Annotated in this window: 16 protein-coding genes and 1 pseudogene; 9 read left to right on the forward strand and 8 right to left on the reverse strand. The window is 70.6% G+C overall.

Going from position 1 to position 24,136, the window contains the following annotated elements; all coding sequences use genetic code 11:
* The first annotated feature begins 332 nt into the window (after positions 1–332).
* Positions 333–794, forward strand: coding sequence for an ATP-binding protein (locus ACWC09_RS17835; protein ID WP_450851508.1), 462 nt, complete (start codon positions 333–335; stop codon positions 792–794).
* Positions 795–1,168: 374 nt separating this feature from the next.
* Here ACWC09_RS17835 and ACWC09_RS17840 read toward each other — a convergent pair whose 3' ends face one another.
* Positions 1,169–2,095 (reverse strand): cyclase family protein, encoded by a 927-nt coding sequence (locus ACWC09_RS17840; RefSeq protein ID WP_450851472.1) that lies wholly within the window; start codon positions 2,093–2,095, stop codon positions 1,169–1,171.
* 84 nt (positions 2,096–2,179) lie between these two features.
* Between ACWC09_RS17840 and ACWC09_RS17845 the strand changes: the two genes are divergently transcribed.
* From ACWC09_RS17845 to ACWC09_RS17855, 3 genes are all read left to right on the forward strand, one after another.
* Positions 2,180–3,094 carry an SDR family oxidoreductase gene (locus ACWC09_RS17845; protein ID WP_450851473.1) on the forward strand — a complete coding sequence of 305 codons (915 nt, stop codon included), beginning with the start codon at positions 2,180–2,182 and terminating at the stop codon, positions 3,092–3,094.
* Between the two features lie 64 nt (positions 3,095–3,158).
* Positions 3,159–4,307 (forward strand): acyl-CoA dehydrogenase family protein, encoded by a 1,149-nt coding sequence (locus tag ACWC09_RS17850; RefSeq protein WP_450851474.1) that lies wholly within the window; start codon positions 3,159–3,161, stop codon positions 4,305–4,307.
* Positions 4,307–5,356, forward strand: coding sequence for a Zn-dependent alcohol dehydrogenase (locus ACWC09_RS17855; protein ID WP_450851475.1), 1,050 nt, complete (start codon positions 4,307–4,309; stop codon positions 5,354–5,356). The genes ACWC09_RS17850 and ACWC09_RS17855 overlap by 1 nt, the downstream gene beginning before the upstream one ends.
* Positions 5,357–5,940: 584 nt before the next feature.
* On the opposite strand, the pseudogene ACWC09_RS17860 reads toward ACWC09_RS17855, so the two are convergent.
* Positions 5,941–6,948 (reverse strand): annotated as a pseudogene (locus ACWC09_RS17860) (GlxA family transcriptional regulator); the annotation flags it as partial.
* Positions 6,949–7,019: 71 nt separating this feature from the next.
* On the opposite strand from ACWC09_RS17860, the gene ACWC09_RS17865 reads away from it, so the two are divergent.
* The gene (locus ACWC09_RS17865; RefSeq protein ID WP_450851476.1) at positions 7,020–8,375 is read left to right on the forward strand and encodes an MFS transporter; all 1,356 of its coding nucleotides are present in this window, start codon (positions 7,020–7,022) and stop codon (positions 8,373–8,375) included.
* Here the strand turns inward: ACWC09_RS17865 and ACWC09_RS17870 are convergent.
* From ACWC09_RS17870 to ACWC09_RS17885, 4 genes are all read right to left on the reverse strand, one after another.
* Entirely contained in the window at positions 8,372–9,904 is a 1,533-nt protein-coding gene (locus tag ACWC09_RS17870) for an AAA family ATPase (RefSeq protein ID WP_450851477.1), read from the reverse strand. The two genes, ACWC09_RS17865 and ACWC09_RS17870, sit on opposite strands and share 4 nt — an antisense overlap.
* Positions 9,905–10,131: 227 nt before the next feature.
* Positions 10,132–10,728: a flavin reductase family protein gene (locus tag ACWC09_RS17875; protein WP_450851478.1), complete on the reverse strand. Its 597-nt coding sequence runs from the start codon at positions 10,726–10,728 to the stop codon at positions 10,132–10,134.
* A 40-nt stretch (positions 10,729–10,768) separates the two neighbouring features.
* Positions 10,769–11,554: an enoyl-CoA hydratase/isomerase family protein gene (locus ACWC09_RS17880; protein ID WP_450851479.1), complete on the reverse strand. Its 786-nt coding sequence runs from the start codon at positions 11,552–11,554 to the stop codon at positions 10,769–10,771.
* Positions 11,551–13,776 carry an acetate--CoA ligase family protein gene (locus tag ACWC09_RS17885; RefSeq protein WP_450851480.1) on the reverse strand — a complete coding sequence of 742 codons (2,226 nt, stop codon included), beginning with the start codon at positions 13,774–13,776 and terminating at the stop codon, positions 11,551–11,553. The genes ACWC09_RS17880 and ACWC09_RS17885 overlap by 4 nt, the downstream gene beginning before the upstream one ends.
* Before the next feature lie 194 nt (positions 13,777–13,970).
* Between ACWC09_RS17885 and ACWC09_RS17890 the strand changes: the two genes are divergently transcribed.
* From ACWC09_RS17890 to ACWC09_RS17905, 4 genes are read left to right on the forward strand one after another with little or no spacing between them, the layout of a single operon-like run.
* Entirely contained in the window at positions 13,971–14,288 is a 318-nt protein-coding gene (locus tag ACWC09_RS17890; protein WP_450851481.1) for a CU044_2847 family protein, read from the forward strand.
* Positions 14,289–14,322: 34 nt separating this feature from the next.
* A complete protein-coding gene (locus ACWC09_RS17895; RefSeq protein ID WP_450851482.1) occupies positions 14,323–16,227 on the forward strand; it encodes a VMAP-C domain-containing protein in 1,905 nt (634 codons plus the stop codon).
* 15 nt (positions 16,228–16,242) lie between these two features.
* Complete coding sequence (locus ACWC09_RS17900) at positions 16,243–17,232, forward strand: AAA family ATPase (RefSeq protein WP_450851483.1); 990 nt, start codon at positions 16,243–16,245, stop codon at positions 17,230–17,232.
* A complete protein-coding gene (locus ACWC09_RS17905) occupies positions 17,229–21,230 on the forward strand; it encodes an SAV_2336 N-terminal domain-related protein (protein ID WP_450851484.1) in 4,002 nt (1,333 codons plus the stop codon). Before ACWC09_RS17900 ends, ACWC09_RS17905 begins: the two co-directional genes overlap by 4 nt.
* Before the next feature lie 38 nt (positions 21,231–21,268).
* On the opposite strand, the gene ACWC09_RS17910 is transcribed toward ACWC09_RS17905, so the two are convergent.
* Together ACWC09_RS17910 and ACWC09_RS17915 are read right to left on the reverse strand one after the other, a co-directional pair.
* A complete protein-coding gene (locus tag ACWC09_RS17910; RefSeq protein ID WP_450851485.1) occupies positions 21,269–22,783 on the reverse strand; it encodes a flavin monoamine oxidase family protein in 1,515 nt (504 codons plus the stop codon).
* A 147-nt stretch (positions 22,784–22,930) separates the two neighbouring features.
* The gene (locus ACWC09_RS17915) at positions 22,931–24,121 is read right to left on the reverse strand and encodes a flavin-containing monooxygenase (RefSeq protein WP_450851486.1); all 1,191 of its coding nucleotides are present in this window, start codon (positions 24,119–24,121) and stop codon (positions 22,931–22,933) included.
* Positions 24,122–24,136: the final 15 nt, after the last annotated feature.

The following is a 24,136-nucleotide window of genomic DNA, read 5'->3' on the forward strand; positions in this document are numbered from 1 at the left end:
GCACGAGCCGTGTCGGTGTTGCCCCCCGGGCAGCCCGGCGTCCGGCCTGTTCGACTCCCCATGGTGAGCGTCGCACAGTATGCCGCACGGGTACTCCTTCGCGCTGGAATATGCCCGAAGCGCTTGTTGGGGTGACTGTACGTCAACCATGCTGTCTCTTAAGGGATTCACGTTCCGTGACCCCTGCCCTGGGCTCTGCGCTGGCTGTTGTTCTGGCCATGCAGAAAATGGCTACGATCGTGGCCCTCGCTGTGGCGCCTCTGTCGAGGCTCACGTGGTACGAGGTCATGTGTCCGCCGGTTCGGATGGTGTGAGCGGTGCAGGTGCTTCAAGTGCAGCTGGAGATCCGGCCCGACCCCACTGAGGTGGGGCGAGCCCGGAGGTGGGCCCGGTCGCGCCTCGCCGGGTCCGGGATAACTCCCGACGAGCCGCTCGCCGAGACGCTGATCCTGCTCGTCTCCGAACTCGTCACCAACGCCGTGGTGCACACCGGCCGTCCGGCCGTGCTGCGACTCTCCCTGCCCGAGGGCGCGACCGAGACGACCACCGTCCGCCTGGAGGTCGCCGACACCAGTGACCGCGCCCCCGTGCCCCGGTGCGTGGACGGTGACGCGACCGGTGGGCGGGGCCTCGCCCTCGTCGACGGTCTCGCCGACCGCTGGGGCTGGAGCCCCGAGGGGGCGGGCAAGCGCATCTGGTGCGAACTCGACCGCTGTACCCAGCCCCGTGAGGCTGCCGCCGCTTGTCCGGTCGGCGTATCGGCCTATGAGGGGCTGGCGTTCGAGACGGTGTGACCGCGGAAATTCTCGTCACGTCCGGTGCACGGTTGCAGAAAACGCTGTCACGTCCCGGCCGTTGGGGTGCGGTGCGCCGGGGCGTGCTCCTGTGCGCGGTCACCGCAAAAATGGGTGTAAGTGATAAATCCACCTACGGGTGTTGACGCGCCGTGACCGTTTGATCACGCTGGTGGACAGCGATTCGCCGTGAGGGGACGACGAGGGATTCGGTGACGGAAACCCTCGACGAGTGCGGGTCGTGGTTCGGCGTCAGCTCTTTCAGGGGCCGGAGGGAGCTGGGGCGGTACGCCGGGGTCGGATGGCGGCGCGATATGCCGTACTCGGGGCGGTTGGGGAAGCCGCGCCGCCGGACGACGCCCTGTAGGGCTCTTCTAGAGAACGGCGACGGGGGCCACCGGAGTTCCCGTCCCGCCGACGAAGGGCTCGGGCATCGCGGACAGCAGGAACGCGTACCGACCGGTTTCTCCACAGGCTGTGGACAACTCTTCGAGATTCCAGTTCTGGCCCTGCAGCATCCCCATCTCCACCAGGTCGAGCGCGTGCACCGGTAGCCACAGATCCTCGATCTCGGGCGGAAATATCTCAAACGTGAGCGTGTCATTGGCCACGGCGGCCACATCGCGCGCGTGGAACCACTCCGGCGTGCGGACCGACAGCCCGGGCGACGGATAGCCGTATCCCTCCTTGTCCCCGGCGAGATACACCTGGATCTGCCCCGTCCGTACGAGCACCACGTCCCCGGCACGCACGCGCGTACCGGCGAGATCCTCGGCCGCCTCCAGGTCCTCCGGTGTGACCGCGTACGAGCCGTCGAGCCGGTCCTTGTGCAGCGCGCGGGCGACATCGAGCAGCACCCCGCGCGAGACGATGTGCCGCGCCTTGTCGATGCCGCTGAACTCGGCGCCGGCGTGCGGGGTGATGGAGGTGGCCGGGCGGCCGTTGTAGAGCTTCCCCGAGTGCGAGACATGGGTGAGGGCGTCCCAGTGGGTGGCCGCCTGCAGCCCCATGGTCACGGCGTCGTCGCTGCAGGCGACGGTGCCCGGGCCGAACAGCTCCTGGTTGATCTGCACCATGGCGTGCAGCGGGTTGACGCGGCCCGGGATCATCCCGGTCTGCACTCCGTCCTGCTTCAGTGGGAGGGCGAGAGGGACCCGGCGGCCGGTGCGGACGGTCGCCGCCGCCTCGCGGACGACCTCGTCGGTGATCAGGTTGAGGGTGCCGATCTCGTCGTCGGCGCCCCAACGCCCCCAGTTGTTCACGCGCTTGGCGATCTCATGGAACTCGGCCGGTAGTGACATCGGCTCTCCCCGGGGCTTGTCTCCAGGTATCTGACGGGTCCTAAAATCTAACGGTCCGTCAGAAACCGCGGGAAGGGGCCGGGCGTGGGGAACTTCTTGGCAGGCAAGGTCGTCGCCGTGACGGGTGCGGGGAGAGGTATCGGGCGGGCGGTCGCCCTGTGCGCGGCGGCCGAGGGGGCGAAGGTCGTCGTCAACGACTTCGGGGTGTCGGTCGACGGGTCGTCACCCACGAGTGAGGTCGCCGAGGGGGTCGTCAAGGAGATCGAGGCGGCGGGCGGGGAGGCCGTCGCGGTCGCCGACGACGTGTCCACGATGGCCGGCGGGCAGCGGATCGTCGACGTCGCGGTGTCGTCGTACGGGCGGCTGGACGGTGTGGTGTGCGTCGCCGGGATCCTGCGTGAGCGGATGTTGTTCAACATGTCCGAGGAGGAGTGGGACCCGGTCGTCGCCACGCACCTGAAGGGGACGTTCACCGTCTTCCGGGCCGCCTCCGCGGTGATGCGGCAGCAGCGGGCGGGGACCTTGATCGGGTTCACCAGCGGGAACCATCAGGGGTCGGTGTCACAAGCCAACTACAGCGCGGCGAAGGGCGGGATCATCTCGCTGGTGCGGAGCGCCGCGCTGGGCCTGAACAAGTACGGGGTGACCGCCAACGCGGTGGCGCCGGTTGCTCGTACGCGGATGTCGGCCAACGTGCCCATGGAGTTGGCGGAGATCGGGGAGCCGGAGGACGTGGCCGCGCTGGTGGTGTATCTGCTGTCCGAGAGGGCTCGGGAGCAGGGGGTCACCGGGCAGGTGTACACGATTGCGGGGCCCAAGCTGGCGGTGTGGGCCCAGCCGCGGGAGCTGCGCTCGGCGTATGCGGAGGGTTCCTGGACGCCGGAGCGGATCGCGGAGTTCTTGCCGGGGTCGGTGGGGGTGGATCCGATGCCGATGCTTGAGCGGTTGACGGCGATGGAGAGGGCTGCGCGTTCCGGTGAGCGACCGAACGCCCAGTAGCTCGGTGTGGAGTTCCCCGCGCCCCTAGGCGGGTCGAGGCAACCGGCGCTCAGAGGAGACGTCAGTGGACTTTGGGTTCAGGGCTGAAGACGAAGCGTTTCGGGCGGAGGCTCGGGCGTGGTTGTCCCAGCACGTCGATTCCGAAACGGACCGGCGTACCTGGGAACGCACTCTCGGCAAGGCCGGCTGGGTCGGGCTGGGGTGGTCTGAGGGTGGCTATGGGAATCGCAGCGCCACGCTCACTCAACAGGTCGCCTGGGCCGAGGAGTACGCGCGGGCGGGGGCTCCTCCGCGGTCCGGGCATATCGGGGAGAACCTGCTGGCGCCGACCCTTCTCGCTCATGGGACGGAGGAGCAGAAGGCGCGGTTTCTGCCGCCGATCGCTGCCGGGGACGAGTTGTGGTGTCAGGGGTACAGCGAACCCGGGGCCGGGTCCGATCTTGCCGCCGTGCGTACCGCGGCGGTGCGGGAGGGGTCGTACTACCGGATCACCGGGCAGAAGGTCTGGACGTCACTGGCCCGTGAAGCCGACTGGTGCTTCGTGCTCGCTCGTACCGACGCGGACTCCCGGCGGCACCACGGGCTGACCTTTCTCCTCCTGCCGATGGACCAGCCGGGGTGTGTCGAAGTGCGGCCCATCCGGCAGATGACCGGGACCAGCGACTTCAACGAGGTGTTCTTCGACGGGGCACGCGCGCGGGTGGAGCATGTCGTCGGGGGTGTGGGCGCGGGGTGGCAGGTCGCGATGAGTCTGTTGGGGTTTGAGCGGGGGGTTTCGACGCTGGCCCAACAGATCGGGTTCGCACAGGAGTTGGAGCGGGTGGTGCGTGCCGCCGTGGAGTCGGGGGCCGCCGGTGATCCCGTCGTACGGGAGAGGCTGGTGCGGCAGTGGGCCGAGTTGCGCGTCATGCGGTGGAACGCGCTGCGGACGCTGGGGAGTTCGGCCGATGCGGAGGCACCCAGCGCGGCCAAGTTGTTGTGGGGCGGCTGGCATCAGCGGCTCGGGGAGCTGGCCGTGCAGGTGCGCGGTGCCGCGGCGGCGGTCGGGCCGCGGGACTGGTCGCCTTCGTCGCCGTATGAACTCGACCCGTCGCAGCACCTGTTCCTCTTCTCCCGGGCCGACACCATCTACGGCGGCTCGGATCAGATTCAGCGCACGATCGTCGCCGAGCGGGTGCTCGGTCTGCCGAGGGAGCCCAAGGGAGTCGTCTGATGCGCGGAGTGCTGTTCGACGGGAAGCGGGTCGAGGTCGTCGACGACCTGGAGGTGCGGGAGCCGGGGGCGGGGGAGGTGCAGGTCGCCGTTTCCGCGGCCGGGTTGTGTCACAGCGATCTGTCGGTGGTGGACGGGACCATACCTTTTCCCGTTCCTGTGGTGTTGGGGCATGAGGGGGCGGGGGTGGTCGAGGCCGTGGGGGACGGTGTCACCCATGTCTCGGTCGGGGACCATGTGTCGTTGTCCACGCTCGCCAACTGCGGCACCTGTGCGGACTGTGACCGGGGGCGGCCGACCATGTGCCGGAAGGCGATCGGGCGGCCGGGGCAGCCGTTCACGCGGGGCGGGCGGGCGGTCTACCAGTTCGCTTCCAACTCCGCTTTCGCCGAGCGGACCGTGGTGAAGGCCGTGCAGGCCGTGCGGATTCCCAAGGACATCCCGATGCCGTCCGCCGCGCTCATCGGGTGCGGGGTGCTGACCGGGGTGGGGGCCGTGCTCAATCGGGCCAAGGTCGATCGGGGGGAGTCCGTGCTGGTCGTCGGCACGGGAGGCATCGGTCTCAATGTCATTCAGGGCGCGCGGATCGCGGGGGCCTCGCGGATCGTCGCGGTGGACGCGAATCCGGGGAAGGAGGCAGTGGCCCGGCAGTTCGGGGCCAGTGACTTCCTGACGTCCACGGAAGGGGTGCGGGACCTGCTGCCGACGGGGGTGGACCACGCCTTCGAGTGCGTGGGGCGGGTCGAACTGGTGCGGCAGGCCGTCGATCTGCTGGACCGGCACGGACAGGCCGTGCTGCTCGGTACGGCCTCCGCGACGGCCGAGGCGTCCTTCCTCGTCTCGTCGATGTTCCTGGACAAGTCGATTCTGGGCTGCCGGTACGGGTCCTCCCGGCCGCAGCGGGACATTCCGCTGTACGCGGAGCTCTATCGGCAAGGGCGGTTGCTGCTGGATGAGTTGGTGACCGCCACGTATCCGGTGGAGGACTTCGAGAAGGCGGTGGGGGACGCGGAGGCGGGGCGGGTGGCGAGGGGTGTGCTGACGTTCTGAGCGGTGGGCGGTGCGGGGGCGGTGCGGTGGGCGGTGCGGCGTGCGGCGGGTTTTCCACAGGGTCTGGAAAACCCTTCGGGTGTTGTCAGTGCCGCCGCCTAACGTCGAGCGCATGACGTACCGCGACGTCGTCTCCCGGCAGGTCCTGGTGTGGGCTTGTACGTCCGTCGGACAGGCCCGTCGGACTCGAAGGCCTCTCCGGACCCGCCGGACTGGACGGACTTCCCGGACCGGACGGACTCCAGGGGCCGGACAGGCCCGTCGGACCGGAGAGTTCCGTCGGACTCGATGGACCCTCCTGGCCCTCAGGACCGGACGGACTCCCTGGACCGGACGGACTTCCCGGACTGGACAGGCCTGTCGGACTCGAAGGCCTCTCCGGACCCGCCGGACTGGACGGACTTCCCGGACCGGACGGACTTCAGGGGCCGGACAGGCCCGTCGGACCCGAGAGTTCCGTCGGACTCGAAGGCCTCTCCGGACCCGCCGGACTGGACGGACCTTCCGGACCGGACAGACTCCCCGGACCGGACAGACCCTCCGGACCGGGCGGGCGCGTCGGGCCGAGCTCCGCTGTCAGTCCCGGCCGCACCCCCACCCCCCGCCCGGAAGGTACGGCGATACGCGGTGGGGGTGACTCCGAGAGTCGTCTGTAGGTGCTGGCGCATCGACTGGGCCGTGCCGAAGCCGGCGTCCCGGGCGATCTGGTCCACGGACAGGTCGCTGGACTCCAGCAGGTGCCTCGCCCGTTCGACGCGCTGCTGGGTGAGCCACTGGCCGGGGCTGACGCCGACCTCCTCGCGGAAGCGGCGCGTGAAGGTCCGTACGGACATGGACTCCTGCGCGGCCATGTCCCGCAGCTGGATCGGCTCGTGCAGGCGGCCAAGGGCCCAGGCGCGGGCGCCCCTGGTGGTCGCCAACTGGGGCTCCGGGACCGGGCGTTGGATGTACTGCGCCTGTCCGCCGTCGCGGTGCGGCGGTACGACGGTGCGGCGGGCGACGTCGTTGGCGACCGCCGTGCCGTGGTCGCGGCGCACGATGTGCAGGCACAGGTCGATGCCGGCGGCGACGCCCGCGGAGGTCAGTACGTCGCCGTCGTCGATGAACAGCACGTCCGGGTCCACGTCGATCTGCGGGAAGAGCTTCTGGAGGTGCTCGGCCTCGGCCCAGTGCGTGGTCGCGGGGCGGCCGTCCAGATAGCCGGCGGCGGCGAGGACGTAGACGCCCGTACAGATGGAGGTGAGACGGGTGCCGGGGCGGATGTGGGCGAGCGCTGCGGCCAGTTCCTCGGTGAGCACGCCCTCCTCGAAGACCGGGCCGAGCTCGTACGACGCCGGGACGATGACCGTGTCGGCGGTGGCCAGGGCCTCCGGGCCGTTCTCGACCTGGATCGCGAAGTCGGCGTCGGTCTGGACCGGCCCCGGCGGCCGGATCGAGCAGGTGACGACCTCGTACAGATGCCGCCCCCGCGCGTCCTTCGGGCGCCCGAAGATGCGGTGCGGGATGCCCAGCTCGAAGGGGAGCAGGCCGTCGAGAGCGAGGACGACGACGCGGTGCGGGCGGAACTCCGGGCCATCTGATGCACTACTCATGGCCCGATCCTAACGAATACTGTCCTCCGGGCCACTCGTTACGTCCCTTTCCGGCCTGGATGCTCTATGTCGTGACCCAGACAACCGAGGCCGAGGCCACCGCAGAGGACAACCAGCCGGTCAAGAGAACCCGCCCGCGGCTCAGCAGCGTCATGTCAGTGCATCGGGCGTGGTTCGTCGCCGCCGTCACCTTCGTGACGATCATCGGCGCGGCCGCCTTCCGCTCGCTCCCCGGACTGCTCATCGATCCACTGCACGAGGACTTCGGCTGGTCGCGCGGCACGATCGGCGCGGCGGTCTCCATCAACCTGGCGTTGTACGGCCTGACGGCCCCGTTCGCGGCGGCGCTGATGGACCGGTTCGGCATACGCAAGGTCGTGGCCGTCGCGTTGACGGTGATCGCCCTGGGCTCGGGCCTGACGGTATGGATGACGGCGGCCTGGCAACTGCTCCTGTGCTGGGGTCTGCTGGTCGGCCTCGGCTCCGGCTCGATGGCCCTCGCCTTCGCGGCGACGGTCACCAACCGCTGGTTCACCGAACGCCGTGGTCTGGTGACGGGCATCCTCACCGCCGCGTCCGCCTCGGGCCAGTTGATCTTCCTGCCGCTTCTCTCCTGGATCGTCGAGAAGCACAGCTGGAGGCCGGCGGCCGTCACGGTGGCCCTGGCCGCCCTCGCGGTCGTGCCCTTCGTCTGGCTGCTGCTGCGCGACCACCCGGCGGACGTGGGCGTGAAGCCGTACGGTGCGAAGGAGTTCGTACCGAAGCCGGAGCCCGCCACGGGGGCGGCCCGTCGAACGGTCAAGGTCCTGGTCTCGGCGTCCCGCACCGGCACCTTCTGGCTGCTGGCCGGCACCTTCGCGATCTGCGGCGCCTCCACCAACGGCCTGATCCAGACTCACTTCGTGCCCGCGGCGCACGACCACGGCATGCCGATCCAGGCGGCGGCCTCGCTGCTCGCGGTGATCGGCGTGTTCGACGTCGTCGGCACGATCGCCTCCGGCTGGTTCACGGACCGCTTCGAACCGCGCCGCCTGCTGGCGGTGTACTACGCCCTGCGCGGCGTCTCCCTCCTCTTCCTGCCCATGCTGCTGGCCCCGTCGGTGCACCCCCCGATGCTCTTCTTCATCGTCTTCTACGGCCTCGACTGGGTCGCCACCGTCCCGCCCACCGTCGCTCTGTGCCGCGAGCAGTACGGCGAGGACAGCGCGATCGTCTTCGGCTGGGTCCTCGCCTCCCACCAGGTCGGCGCGGCCCTGATCGCCTTCCTCGGCGGCGTGGCCCGCGACGTCTTCGGCTCCTACGACATGGTCTGGTACGCGTCCGGCGCGCTGTGCGCGGTGGCGGCGCTGATGGCGCTGGTGATCAGGCGGCGGCCGGCCGTACCGGTCGCGGGACTCGCGGTCACGGGCCAGTCCCTGCCGGCCTAGTAGGTCAGGAAGCCGTCCGGCACGGACCGTCCGTACAACTCCTCCAGACCGATCAACAGCACACCGCCCCGCGCCGCCTCGACCCTCAGAGCCTCCGAGAAACCCGCCGCGCTGAAACATGCCAACCCGCAGTGCGCTGTGTCCAGGCCGCGCCCGGTGAGCAGTTCCCTGGCTCTTGTGAGCCGCTCGAGGTGGGCGACTCCCATGACCGTGCCCCACTTCGCCTCGCCGAGCAGGGCGACCGATGGGCGGCTCCCACCGGACCCCCGCTCGACCACGGCCACGTCGACCTCGATCTGCCGGCGTTCCTTCGCATCGGTCACGACACCGCTGCCCACCTCGCCCAAAGAGGTACTGAGCAGGGTCCTTCCGGGCCCCAGTACGTACTCTCGGCACATGGCCTCGAAGTGCGGACCTGCCACCTGCGCCGCGAAGCGCTGTCCTGCCTGGGCCCATACCTCGGCGGCTTGGCCCCCCTCCAGCCGGGCCCAGGCCGGCCGCATGACGGCTTCGTAGAAGTTGATCAAGGGCTCGGTGATGCGGTACTGGGATTTTCCGGCCCGGAAGACATCGGCCTCCCGTACCAGGAGATGGCTGTCCTCCAGGACATTGAGTGGGTGTGAGATGTCGACGGACTTGCGGCCGATGTATCCCGCGATGCCTCCGCGGGTGGTGTTGCCCTGTGCCACGGCGGCCAGCACGGAGTGGTACAGCGCAGTGTCCCGGATGTCGGCCTCCTCGGCGAGCAGGTACCGGGCCTCTCGGAACAGAGGGCTGAACGGAGAGAGGACCGTGCGGCAGATCCAGTCGTCGAAGCCGTTCAGATCGGCTGGGACATCGTCCGCCAGGAACTGGCGGCGGTAGGCCGGAGTACCACCGAGTACCGCGTGCAGCCGGGCAGCGAGACCGGGATCGGTGGCGACGCCCCAGAAGTCCGCCGCCGCCCGGTACCCGAACGGTCGCACGACCAGTTCGAGCTGGGCCCGGCCGCGCAGGGGTGCGCTGCTCGCCAGCAGCCCGCCCATGACGGACATCGCCGAACCGCACAGCAGCAGGCGCATGCGGCTCTCCTCCACCTGGCCGCGGTCGATCGCGCGCTGGATCAGCGAGGGCAGTTCCGGGGCAGCCCTCACCAGGTACGGGAACTCATCGATGACCACGAGGAACGGGGCGTCCGGTGTCGGCCCGCCGGAAGTCCGGGCGTCGGAGGTCCCGAGCGAGAAGAGGTAGGAGACCGCGTCGTCCCAGGTGGCGAAGGAGAAGGCCACCGGAGAACCCGTGTATTCGGCGAGGGCGGCGCTGAACTGACGAAGAGACTCCGCCGCGGTGGCGTCAGTGGCCCCGAAGTAGAACCCGCCGCACTGTTCGACGAGTGCCCGCAGCAGGTAGGTCTTGCCCATGCGCCGCCTGCCGCTGAGGACTCCGAGCGCGGCGTGCGGCAGGGGACGGCCGACGAAGGCGGTGAGCGCGTCCCACTCGGAGCCGCGGTCGAAGACCCGTGACGGCTTGGCCGGCCTCGGCTGCTGCACGATGACTCACTTCCCGGATTGCACCTTAGGAACGCACTTCTAAGGAGTGTATCCCTAACAGCTCATCCGCTCAGGAAGCCACCAATCAAGAGGCCCGGTGTCGCCGCTCCTGCGAAGGCGGTTCCGCCGGCGGCGAGCGCGCCCGCGACCCGATCCCCGGGAAGAGTCGCTGGGCCGCTCGTCCTTGGGACATCCTGGTCCGCGGCATTCTCAAGGAGCGTTTTCGGCTACAGGAACCGGCCCCTGTGGAACAACAGCGGTGCCCCGTCCGCGTCTCCGGACCCCAGCGCGTCCACCCGCCCCACCACGATGAGGTGGTCGCCGCCGGTGTGCACGGCGTGGATCGTGCAGTCGATCCAGGCCGCCGCACCGGCCAGCCGCGGTGAGCCGGAGACCGGTGCCATGTCGTAGGGCACACCCGCGAACTTGTCCGCGCCGCTCACCGCGAAGCCGCGGCACAGCTCGCCCTGGTGGGCGCCGAGGACGTTGACGCAGAAGACGCCCGCGCGGGCGATGCGCGGCCAGGTCGTCGACGTACGGCCGACCATGAAGGCGACCAGGGGCGGGTCGAGGGAGAGGGAGGAGAAGGACTGGCAGGCGAAGCCGGCGGGGGTGGGGGAGTCGTCGGTGCCGGGTGCCGTGATGACCGTGACGCCCGTCGCGAAGTTCCCCAGCACGCGGCGGAACTCGGCCTGGTCGACCGGCGCCCGCTCGTCCGCGCCGACACACCGCAACTCCGGGCGCGGCAGCGGTTCCACGGGGGCCGGGGTCTTGGCCGACCTGAGGTATCGGACGGCGGCGGCTGCGGCTCCTGCGTGTCCCATCACCCCTCCATTGAAGCTGACGGCTCGTCAGATGGGAAGGTCAGCGGCCCTTGTACTCCGGGCTTCTGCGCTCGACGAAGCTGCGTACGCCTTCCCGGGCATCCTGGGTCGTCATGTTGATCTCCTGGGCCCCGGCCTCGGCGGCGAAGGCCGTCGCCCGGTCGGAGTCCATGGAGGCGTTGACGAGCTGTTTGGTGAGGGTGAGGGCGCGGGTGGGGCCCGCGGCCAGGCGTGCGGCCCATTCCCGGGTCACCTTTCCCAACTCCGCGTCCGGGACCACCCGGTTGACCAGGCCCAGGCGTTCGGCCTCGGTGGCGGTGATCGAATCGCCGAAGAACATCAGCTCCTTGGCGCGGTGGGGGCCGATGAGGCGGGGGAGGAGATACGCGCCCCCGCCGTCGGGGACCAGGCCCCGGCGCACGAACACCTCGATGAACTTGGCGGATTCCGCGGCCAGTACGAGATCGCAGGCGAGCGCGAGATGGGCGCCCAGGCCGGCCGCCGTACCGTTCACCGCCGCGATCACCGGCTTCTCGCAGTCCAGCACGGCGGCGATCAGCCGCTGCGCGCCCAGGCGCAGGACGCGGGCGACGTCCCCGGGGATCAGCTCCCCGCCGCCGGAGGCGCCCCGTAGGTCGGCCCCGGAGCAGAACCCCCGGCCCGCACCCGTGAGGACCACCGCCCGCACGTCCGGATCCGCCGATGCCTCGGCCAGCAGCTCGATGAGACGGTCACGTCCGCCGGGAGTGAGGGCGTTGAGGGCGTCCGGCCGGTTGAGGGTGACGTACGAGACCTGGCCGTCGGTCGTGTGCAGTACCTCCGTCATCGGCACACCGCCAACGCGTCCAGCGCCACCGCGCCCTGCCCCCTGGGCAGCACCATCAGCGGGTTGATGTCCAGCTCCGCCAGTTCGTCGCCGAGTTCCAGTGCCATGCGCTGTACCCGCAGGACGACCTCGACCAGCGCGTCCAGGTCGGCCGGTGGACGCCCCCGGACCCCGTCCAGGAGGGCGCGTCCGCGCAGGTCGCCGAGCATGTCCCGGGCCGCCTCCTCGCCGAAGGGCGGCACGCGTACGGCGACGTCGTGCAGGACCTCGACCAGCACCCCGCCGAGCCCTACCGTCACGGTCGGGCCGAAGAGGTCGTCGTGGGTGACGCCGACGACCATCTCGACGCCCCGTTCGACCATCTGGCAGACCAGGACGCCGTCCAGGGAGACGCCTTCGTAGCGGGCGATGTCCGTCAACTCGCGGTAGGCGTCCCGGACTTGGCTGGCGGAGGTCAGGCCGATCTTCACCAGGCCCAGCTCGGTCTTGTGGGCGATCTGCGCGCCGGAGGCCTTCATCACGACCGGATAGCCGACCAGCCCGGCCGCCCGTACGGCGGCTGCCGCGCTGGTGACCAGCTGCTCGCGCGGGACCCGGATCCCGTACGCCCGCAGCAGTTGCTTCGCCGCGTGCTCGCTCAGCTGCTGGCCCGGGCGCATCAGTGCCTGGGCCTTGCGGAAGGAGGGCGAGGTGGTGCGCGGCGCCTCGTCGAAGGGGGAGCGGTAGTGGGCGACGAAGCGGTGGTGGTCGAGGTAGGCGCGGACGGCGGTGATGCAGTTGGCGACCGTGCGGAAGGTGGCCACCCGGGAGGAGCCCAACAGGACGTCGCGGTAGGCGGGTTCGGTGCCGACCGGGGAGCCCCAGACCACGCAGACCAGCTTGTCCGTCTGCTCGGCCGCGTCCACCAGGTCGCGGACGAGCTTGTCGCTGAGGGGCGGGAAGGGCCCAGTGACGGGGCAGATCAGCACGCCCACCGCCGGGTCGTCGAGGATGGCGTCGATGATCTTCCGGCCGCGGTGGTCGCCGACCGGATGGCCGCCGTTGTCGACCGGGTTGGCGACGCTCAGGTACTCCGGTATCCACTGGTGCAGCTCGGCCTGCCTGGCCTCCGACAGCACCGGCAGCCGCAGCCCCGCCTCGGTGGCCAGGTCGGCGAAGTGGGCGCCGGTGCCGCCGGAGATCGAGTAGACGACGACGCCGTCGGCGCGGGGTGGCCTGGCACGGGCCAACAGGGTCGCGGTGTCCTGGAGTTCGTCGAGCCCGTCGACGCGGATCACACCGAACTGCCGTAGCGCCGCGTCCACCACCGTGTCCGCGCCGGTCAGCTTGCCGGTGTGGGAGGCTGCGGTGCGGGCGCCGGTCTCGGTGCGGCCGACCTTCACGGCGACGACCGGCACCTTGCGGCGGGCGGCGCGGTCGGCGGCCAGCAGGAAGGAGCGGCCGTCCTTGAGCCCCTCCACGTAGCAGGCGATGGCGCCGACCTCGGGCTGCTCGGCGAAGTAGGAGAGGAAGTCGGCGGTCTCCAGGTCGGCCTCATTGCCGGTGGGTGCCCAGTGGGAGAGGCGGATGCCGAGCTCCTGGAGGGCGAAGACGGGGCGGCCCTGGTGGCCGGACTGGGTGATCAGGGCGATCGCCGGCCCGTCGAGGTCGTCGCGGAACCGCTCGAAGGCGTTCAGGTTGGTGTTGGGGCCGAGGAGGCGGATGCCGGAGCGGGCGACGGCGGCGGCGAGACGCTCCTGCGCGGCGGCGCCCGCCTCGCCGGTCTCCGCGAACCCGGAGGCGAAGACGACCGCGAACTTGACCTTGGCCTCCGCGAGTTCCTCGATCACGGGGAGGGGGTCGGCGAGCAGCAGGACGGCGAGATCGATCTGCTCGGGCAGGTCGGCGACGGAGGGGGAGCAGGGGATGCCGAAGACGGACGGGCGGGTGGGGTGCACGGGGTGCAGCCGTGCCCCGACCCGCTCGGCCCAGGCGACCAGCTGCCGGGTGATACCGGTGTTCGGCCGCCCCTCGGCGTCCGAGGCACCGATCACGGCGACGGACTCGGGCCGGAAGAACCGGTCCAGATCGGGGACGTCGGCATACAACGGCCGACCGCTGACGTCGAGATCGTCGACCTCGGCGGGCCGGCCGTGAACGGCGGGCCCGGGTTGTTCACCGCAGGCGATGACCCGGGCCCGGCGGGAGTCGGTGGTGAGGGTGCCGTGGGTTGATCCAAGCATCGGTCCGCCCGCTCCTGTGAGACAGCCAATAACTGACGCACTGTCAGATTACTTAACTGACGCGGTGTCAGGAACTGTTGGAACCTCAAATAACCGACGTCTCAGGCCCTCGAATACCCTGCGGGCCGTGGAGTGGCACCTCTATCGTGGATTCCAGTAAGCCGATACGGGGGCGTGGGCACATGCGGCGACTGATGGAAGTGCAGCTTCCGGACGGGCAGGCGATCTGGGCGCAGGTCGAGTCCGCCGGGGGACCACAGGACTCCGGACTCTTCGACGGCGGAGCCCGGGTGCTGCGCGGGTTCGAGACGACCTTGCGGTCCGTAGCGGCCAATGTCCGCGATGCCGTGGCGCAGGCGGCGCCCGACGAGGTGAGTGTGGAGTTCGGAGTCGAACTGTCCCTCGGGAAGGACGGACTGGTCGCCGCGCTCGCCGGGACGAGCGGCAGCGCGGCCGTCAAGGTGACCCTTTCGTGGAGCAAGGGGGCGCCGCAGGGAGGGTCGCAGGAGTGACGGGGCGCTGTCGCAACGAACCGGGGACCGGCCCATGTCGTCGGCGCAGCTGAGCAAGTTCGCACAGCAGTGTCTCGTCCAGGTCCGGGGGCAGACGGCGGGGAGCGGGTTCCTGGCCGCCCCCGGATATGTCGTCACCTGCGCCCATGTCGCGGGTGTCGCGGGAAGCCACGTCGAACTGCTCTGGCGCGGCAGCCGTCTGCGAGGCACGGTGCTCGACGCCTCGCCGGCTCCTGACGGCGAGGCGCTGTGGCCCTATCCCGATCTGGCGATCGTGGAAGTCCACGATCCCCCCGAAGACCACCCCTGCGCCTGGTTGCACGACCGGATCCCGCTGGGCGGGCAGCAGTTGACCGCCGTCGGGTACTCCGACAAGTTCCGCTGGGAACCCGACGTCGTCACCTCCACCTTCGCCTACGGGGGCGACCAGTACCTCGGCACCGGACTGCTGATCCGGCTGAAGCAGGACGAGGTCACCCCGGGTATGTCGGGCGGCCCGGTGCTGAATCTGAGCACCGGCGGAGTCTGCGCGGTGGCGAAGGCCACCCGCCTGGAGAACACGGACATGGGCGGTGTGGCCACGCCTGTGGGAGCGCTGCGCCATCTCGACCAGGAGGTGTACCGGAGACTGGTGCGGGCCCATGACACCTATCACGCGGCCCACGGGCACTGGCCCGACCCGTTGGTGCCCGAGGACGCGCGCGGTGCGCGTACGAGCTTCTCCCCGAGAGACCAGCGCAAGCTGTTCGGTCTGCTCGCCGTCGCGCCCTCGCCCTCACCGGAAGGCCTTCTGCGGGCCTTCCACGAGGCTGCCGGGCCCTTCGCGGACCCGCCGCCACTTCCCCTGCACGAACACCGCGACGTCATCAGCGAGTTGCAGGCCCTGGTGGCGGCGGAGCGGGGCATGTCCGTCACCCTGCTGTATGCCGCCGGCGTCGTCCCACAGTTGCCCGGTGCTCTGGCCGAGAAGCTCCGCTACTGGCTCGAGGCCCGGATCGACCTTGCGGGAGCGGCCGGCCCCGAGCTGGCCCAGCGTCTGAAGACCCCGGGCACGCGCTCCGGCGTCCAGGCATCCGTGATGATCCGCCTCAGACCGTCCGCCGTCGATCCGAGCCGTTACCACGTGGCGATGTGGCGCTACGAGGGCCCGGACGCCATCTCGCCCGCGGCCGCCGAGTCCGAGGCGCTCCCGCTCCCGGACGCGCTCGCCCGGGCGCGGAGCCTGCTGCCGAAGCAACTGGCCCTCCTGGACCGTCCTGGAGACGGCCCTGTGATGGTCGAACTGATTGTTCCCCAGGACCTCATGGAGCAGGACTTCGACGAATGGAAACCCTGGACGCGTCCGGCCTGGTCCAGGCTGGGTCGCAAACACCCGGTGGTGCTGCGGGACCTGGACCGGTTCGACGACGACGAACTCCACCAGTACTGGTGGCGCCGCTGGAAGCGCTTCATGGCCAGGGACGGCTCGGACGGATCACCGCTGGCGCTCGCCTGCAACGACGAGGCCGACCAGGAGAGCCTCGAAGGGTGGATCGAGTCCGAGCCGACCCTGGCCGCGCTGGTGCTCGCCGGTTCCTTGCGGAACACCTCGTCCGGGGCCGTGCTGGAGGTCGCGCTGGCGTCGGGCGTTCCGGTGATCCTGTGGCGCAGGTCGGAGCTGCACGGCTGCTCCGACTCCGCGTACTCCGGATGCCCGTATCGGATCCCGCGCGACTGCTCCGGCGGCGAGGGCGCCGGATCCTGCCCTGCTGAGGCGCTCTTCGCCGGTCTGTGCAGTGATGTGGCCCTCGCTGCGCCCGCACAGTGGCCGGAACAGGTGCGCCTGCTCCGGGCGCGGGCCGCGGCCGCCGCCACGGGCGGACACCACGCCAAAGACCTGGTGCTGCTTTGGGACGACCCTGAACGGCGGCTTCCCGATGCCCCACTGCGCTACGCGTAGGAAGAGGAACTCCAGATGAGTGACTGGCTGATCTACCAAGGCAGCGGCGAACCGCACGACGGCATCGCGGAGCTGCCCGAGCCACCGCCCTGGCGTGTCTTCTACACGGACGCGCCGACCCCCTTCGACCGGGACCACGACTACGGTCTCTCCGCCCGCTGGCCGCTGCGGTCCGCCGCGTACCAGGCGGACCGGGAGGCGGTGGAGATGGTCAATACCGCCCTCTACCTGAGGCGCCCGCTGCTCGTCACCGGAGACCCCGGAGTCGGGAAGTCCAGCCTGGCCTACGCGGTGGCCCACGAACTGCGGCTCGGACCGGTCCTTCGCTGGCCCATCACCAGCCGCAGCACCCTCAAGGACGGCCTCTACCGCTACGACGCCATTGGCCGTCTGGAGAAAGCCGACAACGACCCTCCGGCCACTCCGGTCGACGTCGGGCGGTACTTCCGGCTGGGACCGCTCGGCACCGCCATGGCGCCCTACTCCCTGCCCCGGGTACTGCTCGTGGACGAGATCGACAAGAGCGACATCGATCTCCCCAACGACCTGCTCGACGTCTTCGAGGAGGGCGCCTTCGAGATCCCCGAGCTGTCACGGGTGGCCGACACCCTCGCCGACGCGGAGGTGCGCCCCGCGGACGACGGCGCGCGGGTGGCTGTCACAGCCGGTCGGGTGCGGTGCAGGGCCTTCCCGTTCGTGGTCCTCACCAGCAACGGCGAGCGTGACTTCCCGCCCGCCTTCCTGCGCCGCTGTGTGCGCCTGCACCTTCCGGCGCCCGACGCCGAGCGACTGCGGGCCATCGTCCATGCCCACCTGGGTGAGACGGCTCCGCACGCGGAGAAGCTCATCTCCCTCTTCCTCGAGCGGCGCAGCAAGGGCGAACTGGCCACCGACCAGCTTCTGCAGGCCGTCTATCTGGCCCGACACGCGGCCGGTGACGTGGCCGCCGATCGGGGCCACCTCGCCGAACTCGTCCTGCAGTACCTCAACCAGGACCACCGATGAGCGTGGAGCCGTTCCGGTCCGTCCTCGCGAGGCTCGGGCTGGACCCCACGCCGAGGGAACTGGCCGAGATCCTCTGGCTCGCCACCCGACTCCCCGCGGCATCCCCTTCTGCCGGCGCGGACGCAAGGGCGGCCGATTCCTCGCAGCCACCGGCCGGGCGGGCGGGGGAGACCGTTCCCGTGCTCCCGAGCGAGCCTGCGGTGCCGGACGCCAAGCCCGCGATCCCCGTCTACGCCCCGACGACGGCTCCGGGCTCCGGGGACGCCTCCCGGCTCCCCGCCACACCGGTGCGGCTCGCCGCAGCTCCGCCCCTGCCCCGCAGGCTGGAGCTACTGCGCGCCCTTCGGCCGCTCAAGCTTCGGGTCCCGTCGCGGCACGTGGCCGAGATCGACGAGGAAGCCACCGTCGAATCCATGGCCCGGCGGTCCGCTCCGCATCGCAAAGGGACTGTGCTGCCCGTACTGCGACCGGCGCCGGAGCGCTGGCTCGACGTCGTCCTCGTGGTGGACGGCCATCCGACCGGGCTGCTGCTGTGGACCCCGCTGGTCCGTGAAGTGCGTCGGCTGCTCGTCCAGGTGGGGGCCTTCCGCGACGTACGGCTGCGCTATCTGCACGTCCGGCCCGACGGCTCACCGGGGTTGAGCGTGCACCCCGCACCGGATCCGGACCGGACCTGGGACCCGGCGGAGATCCACGACCCGTCGGGCCGACGGCTGGTGCTCGTCCTCACCGACGGTGTGGCTCCCCGTTGGCAGAACCCCTCCGTCCGGGAGGCCATGCGGCAGTGGGCGGCAGTCGGCCCCCTCGCCGTGCTCCAGGCGCTGCCGGAAGGACTGTGGCGCCGTACGGCCCTTCCGGCCGTTCCCGCCCAGCTGCGTCGCGCGCCTCTCTCAGCGGCCAACACGGACCTTGTCTACACCGGACGCCGACGCGGCAAACGGCGGCTGGCCGCGGGCAGCATCCCCGTCCCCGTGCTGCAGCCAAGTCCGGAATGGCTCAAGCCCTGGGCCCGGTTGGTGGCCGGATCCGGCTCACCGACCGTCGATTCCGCGGTCACGCTGCTGGCCGCCGACTCTCAGCCGCAACAGGCCGTCACCGACGACAGGTCACCGACCCGGCGCCTCAACGACTTCCACGCCACCGCCTCTCCGGAAGCGTTCCGGCTGCTGGCCTGTCTGTCGGCCGTGCCGCTGACCGTGGCCATCATGCGGGTGGTGCAGGCCGCCGTACTGCCCGGCACTCCGCCCACCGTGCTGGCCGAGGTCATGTTCAGCGGGCTCGTCACCCCGACGGACACGGTCGGCTCCATCCCGCCGACGGACGTCCCATACGACTTCCTGCCCGGCGTGCGGGCGGACCTCCTGCAATCGCTGCGCACGCACGAGGTGGACCAGATCCTCCGTGAGGTCTCCGGCTTCGTCGAACGCGGTGGTACGGCAGGGCGCGTCTCGGGACTGCTCCCCGACCCCGCGGGTGACGCGGAACTGACCGCCGACGGGATTCCGTGGGCGCGGCTGCGGGAGGAGGCGCTTGCGCGGGCCGGGCTGGTGACGCCTGCCGATCGGATCCCGGCGCCCTCCGTCGCCGACGCGGAGCCCACCACCGACGGCGTCCTCAACCCGTACGAACTGGTCGCGACGATCAACACCGCGGACTTCTCCGACGTGTACCTCGGGATCGACAGTGCCGGCCATCAGGCCGTGGTGAAGGTACCGCCGCCCGACGCGTATCTGGAACCCGAGGCGTTCCAGGCACTGGTGCGTGTGGAGGCGGAGGCCCTGCGGCGTATGGACGGCCGGTACGCGCCGCCGCTGCTCGGCATCGACCGGCAGGCCTCACCGACCTGGCTGGCGATGGGGCTTGTCACCTCGATATCGGGTGATCCCGCGTTCAACCTGCTCAGCAGGCCCTGGTGGGACAACGGCCCCCCGGACGACCTCCACGCCCTGTCCCAGCTGGCCCGCCGACTCGCCGAAGCGCTCGAACGAGCTCATTCGGCGGGCATCGTGCACGGGAACCTCGGGCCGCACGCTGTGATGCTCGTCCCTGACTCGGTCGTCCTCATCAGCTGGGTCTATGCCCAGTTCGACGGGCAGCCACATCCGTACCCGCAGCGCCGTGAGCTCGCCAGCGGGTACATGCCCCCCGAGGGGTATCCGCTTGACGAGCCGCTGGACCCGTCCTTCGACATGTACGGGTTGGGGGCGATCCTCCTGCATGAGGCGACGCGCCGCAGGTTTGCGACAGTCAGTCGCAGCGCGCTGCCGCAGCTGCCGAGCCACCTGGGCGACCTTCGGGAGCTGATCGGACGGTGCCTCGACGCGGATCCGAGCCGGCGTCCGACGGTCCGTCAGTTCCTTGATGGGCTGGAAGGGGTGACGCTACCGCAGGAGCCGGTGCGGGATGCGGAGGTCGACCGCGACGGTCCTTGGGGGCGGCTGGACTCCCTGCCGGGCTTCGCAGAGCTCAAGCTGTTCCTCGCTGGCCTGCGGGCCGAGACTCTGTTGGCCGAGGGCAGGGCCTGGGACGAACCGACGGCCCCGTACTTGGTGTTCAGCGGCAACCTCGGTACCGGAAAGACCACCGCGGCACAGCTGGTAGGCGAGATCTTCAGGGACCTGGGCCTGCTCGACCGCGGGCACCTCGTCACGGTGCGAATGAGTGACCTCGTGCTCGGGCATCCAGACCAGTCCGTCGACCTGGCTCTGGACGGCGTGCTGTTCATCGAGGACGTGTACGGACCCGAACGGCGCCGGGATTACGGTGACAAGGCGATGCGCGCACTGCTCGGTCAGATGGAGGCCCATCGGGACCGGCTGGCCGTGATCTTCGCCGGATCACCCGAGAACGTGAGGGAGTTCCTGGCGGCCAACCCCTTGCTGGTACGCCGGATCCCGGAGCACCACATCATCGAGTTTCCCGGCCTCGGCCCCGACACCCTGATGGCGATCCTGGAAGGGCGCTTCGTGGAGGGTGGGCTGCGACTCGCCGACGGAGTGGTGGAACGGCTGCGGCAGATCGTCGACGAGATGTACCGGACGAGGAACGAGGACTTCGCCGGCGGAAGGGAGATGGTCGCTCTCGCCCGTGCCGTCTCCGACCGTTGGGCGCAGCGGGTGATGCCCGACATGGGGGAGCCGGTCACCGTCGAGGACATCCCCGAGTCCTATCGCGCTTATCTGCCCGCCCCCGCGCCCGATCCGTCCGCGCTGCTCGCCGAACTCGACGACCACGTCTGGCCGGGCCCTGTCCGGGAGGTCCTGGAGGATCTCATTGTCCTACTGGGTGCGGATCGAACATGGAATGACGGTACCCCTCCGCATCTGGTGTTCACGGGACCGCCCGGAACAGGCAAGAGCACCGTGGCCCGGTTCGTCGGAAAGGTGTTCCGAGAGCTCGGCCTGCTTCGCAAGGGCCATGTCGTCGAGGTGACCCGGACCGACCTGGTCGCCGATCACGTGGGGCAGACCACGTCGTTGGTGCGCAGCACCGTACAGACCGCTCTGGACGGCGTCCTGTTCATCGACCGGGCCTACAGCCTGGCCTGGGACACCGAGGGCGGCGGTGGCTTCGGGGCCGAGGCGATCGACACCCTCCTCCAGGAGATGGAGCGCTGGCGGGGTCGGCTGGTGGTGATCCTCGCCGGTCATCCGCGTGAGATGACGGCCTTCCTGTCTGTCAACTCCGGGCTGCCCGCCCGCTTCGGCCTACGTGTCGACTTCCCGGACTACGACACCGCGGACCTGGTGGACATCCTCCGGCGCCTGGCCGCCCAGTCGGGCTACGACCTCGCTCCCGGTGTCCCCGCCCGCGCAGCAGCCTGGTTGGACGCCACCCGCGTCGCCGACCCGTCCGGGTTCGCCAACGCACGCACGGTCCGTGAGTTGCTCGGCACCATGGAGGGAAACCTGGCTGGCCGCTTCGGTCGTCTCCAGAACGGAGTTCCCGAGTTCCGGGTGGGAGACGTCCCTGACCCTCCCGAACTCCCCCACACCTGACAGGCCTGGGTCCCACCGGGACCCAGGCCCACCCACCCTTACAGCTCCGCCAGCACCTCCTTGGCCGCCCGCTCCCCCGATCGCACCGCCCCGTCCATGAAGCCGGTCCAGTACGTGGACGTCTCCGTGCCGGCCCAGTGGATGCCGCCGACCGGCTTGCGGAGGGCCGCGCCGTACTCGGTGAGGACGCCGGGTGGGGCGTAGGCGACCGGGCCGCCGCGGGAGAAGCCCTCGTTGTCCCAGCGCTGGAGGACGAAGGAGGTGGGGGACTTGGCCTTGTCGCCGAAGTAGTTGACGTAGTCCTTCAGGACGGCCGTCTTGACGTCGTCCACGCTCGCCGCGTCGTAGGCCCGCATCTCGTCGGCCTCGATGAAGCCCATCAGGGCGCCGTAGGAGGCGTCCGGCGGGGAGTTGTCGAAGGTGGAGCGGACGACGCCGGAGTCGCTGACCGCCTGGCCGTTGAGTCCGTCGGCGCGCCAGAAGGGGGTGTCGTAGACGGCGATCGCCTTGCCGATCGAGCCCATCGGCAGACGTTGGGCGAGTTGGTCCTGCTCGGCGGGGAGCAGGGGATCGAAGGTGATGCGGGACGAGAGCGGGCGGGGGACGGCGACGACCACCCGCTTGGCCGTGACCGTGATGCCGTCCGCCGTGACCACGTACTTGCTGCCGGACTGGGCGATGGAGCGCACCGGTGCGCTCAGCACCACCCGGTCGCCGAGCGTGGCCGCCAGCTTGATCGGTACCTGCTGGGAGCCGCCGACGAAGCGGGACTCCTGGGCGCCGTTCGCGGTGTCGGTGAGGCGTTCCAGGGTGCCGACGTTGGACTCGTTGCCGGCGGCGGCGATGTAGAAGAGGACGTAGAGGAGGGAGAGTTCGCGGGGCTGGGCCGAGAAGATCGAGGTGGAGGCGAGGTCTAGGAGGAACTTGGCGGACGGGACGATCGCGTTGGCGTTCAGCCAGCTCTCGAAGGTCTGCTTGTCCCACTCGGCGGCCTTGGCGGCGGTCCAGGGCGCGTCGACCGGGACCGTCTTGGCCATGTCGTCCAGCTCGGACTGCACGATCGCCGCGTTGGCGAGACCGGCCGCGTCGATCGGCGGGACCGCGCCGAGGATGCCGTCGGTGGCGTACGGGGTCCTGGTGCCGTCCTTGTAGAGAAGGTTCTTGCCGGTGTTGTAGGTCGTGAAGGTGGCCACGCCGAGCGAGTCGGCGAGCGCCTTGATGCGGTCCTGGGTGGGGCCGATGAACTCGCCGCCGCCCTCGGTGAAACCGCCGTTGGCCAGGGAGAGGTTGACGACCCGGCCGCCGACACGGCTGCGGGCCTCCAGGACGGCCACGGTCTTGCCCCCGGCCACCAGGTCGCGGGCGGCCGTCAGTCCGGCGATCCCGCCGCCGACGATCGCGACGTCCACGTCCCGGGTGGAGGCCGCGGCGGCGGGGCCGGCCGCGGTGCCGGTGAGGGTGACCGCGCCCGCTGCCGCGGCTGCGCCGCCGAGGAGGGAGCGCCGGGAGAGGCCGTTGACCGTGCGGGGGTGGTGCTGTCTTTCGCGTGCCACGTGCGTCCTCCGTGTGGAGAGAGTGTGGAGCCAGAAAGTGAGCAGTATTCAGATTCTGGCCCCGTGCGGGGGCACACTTCAACGCTCCCGCCACATCTGGCACATGTGTAACGGGAGTTCTGGAGAAGGGAGTTGAGACTTTCTACGTCATCCGGGCAGCCGGGACAGCGCGTCCCCGCCCTGCTTCACCACGGTCTTCGCGATCTTCTCGGCGTCCATCGCGACCTCGCGGAGGGTGCCGCTGATGGGGGTGGTGAAGCCGGTGAAGTGCAGGCCCGGGGTGTTCTTCGGGGCGCGGGAGCCGTGCGCGACCGGTCTGCCCTGCGCGTCGAGCACATCGAGGCCGCCGACCAGACCCTCCAGCGCGCGGACGTATCCGGTGGCCGCGACGACCGCCTCCGGGGAGATACGGGTGCCGTCGGCCAGGACGACCTTGCCGGCCTCGAAGCCTTCGACGGCGGCCACGACCTCTACGCGGCCCTTGCGCACGGCGTCGATCAGGCCGACGTCCTGGACCGGGATCGCGCCCTGCCTGGCGCGGGTGTACAGGCCGGTGTCCGGGCGGGGCAGCCCCTGCGCGGACAGGTCGGGCACGCTCAGCCTGGCCATCGGCCGCGCCAGCCGGTCGACGACCGCGACCGGCAGCCGTCGTACGAGCACGCCCGTGTACTGGGCGGCCCAGCCGGCCGTCGAGCGGCGGACGATGTGCGGGGCGGTGCGCACGGCGAGCCGTACCCGTGAGGCGCCGCCCTCCACCAGGTCCACGGCGATCTCGGCGCCCGTGTTGCCGACGCCGACGACCAGGACGTCGCGGCCGGTGTAGGGGGCGGGGGTGCGGTAGTCGGCGGCGTGGGTGAAGTCGCCGGTGTAGTCGTCGAGGCCGGGCCAGTCGGGGACGTACGGGGTGTGGTTGTAGCCGGTGGCGACGACCACGGCGGCGCCGGTCAGCTCGCGTCCGCCGGTGGCGTGCAGCAGCCAGCCGGCGCCGTCGGGGGTGCGCTCGACCCGCTTCACCTCCACCCCGGTGACGATCTCCAGCTCGTGCACCTCGGCGTACTTCTCCAGGTACCGCACCACGTCGTCCCGGGCCACCCAGCGGCCGAAGCGGCGGGGTATCGGCAGGCCCGGGAGGGCGGAGAGACGGCGGGTGGTGTGCAGGTGGAGGCGGTCGTAGTGGCGCCGCCAGGACGCTCCCACCCGGTCGGACCTCTCCAGCACGACGGCGCGTATGCCCCGAGCCCGCAGCGCGTACGCGACGGAGAGCCCGGCGGGGCCGCCGCCGATGACGTAGACGGGGCGGCCCGACGCGGGAGTCGGGGACGGTGTGGAGTCGGCCATGAGCGCGAGCGTAAT

The sequence above is a fragment of the Streptomyces sp. NPDC001617 genome (assembly GCF_053596855.1).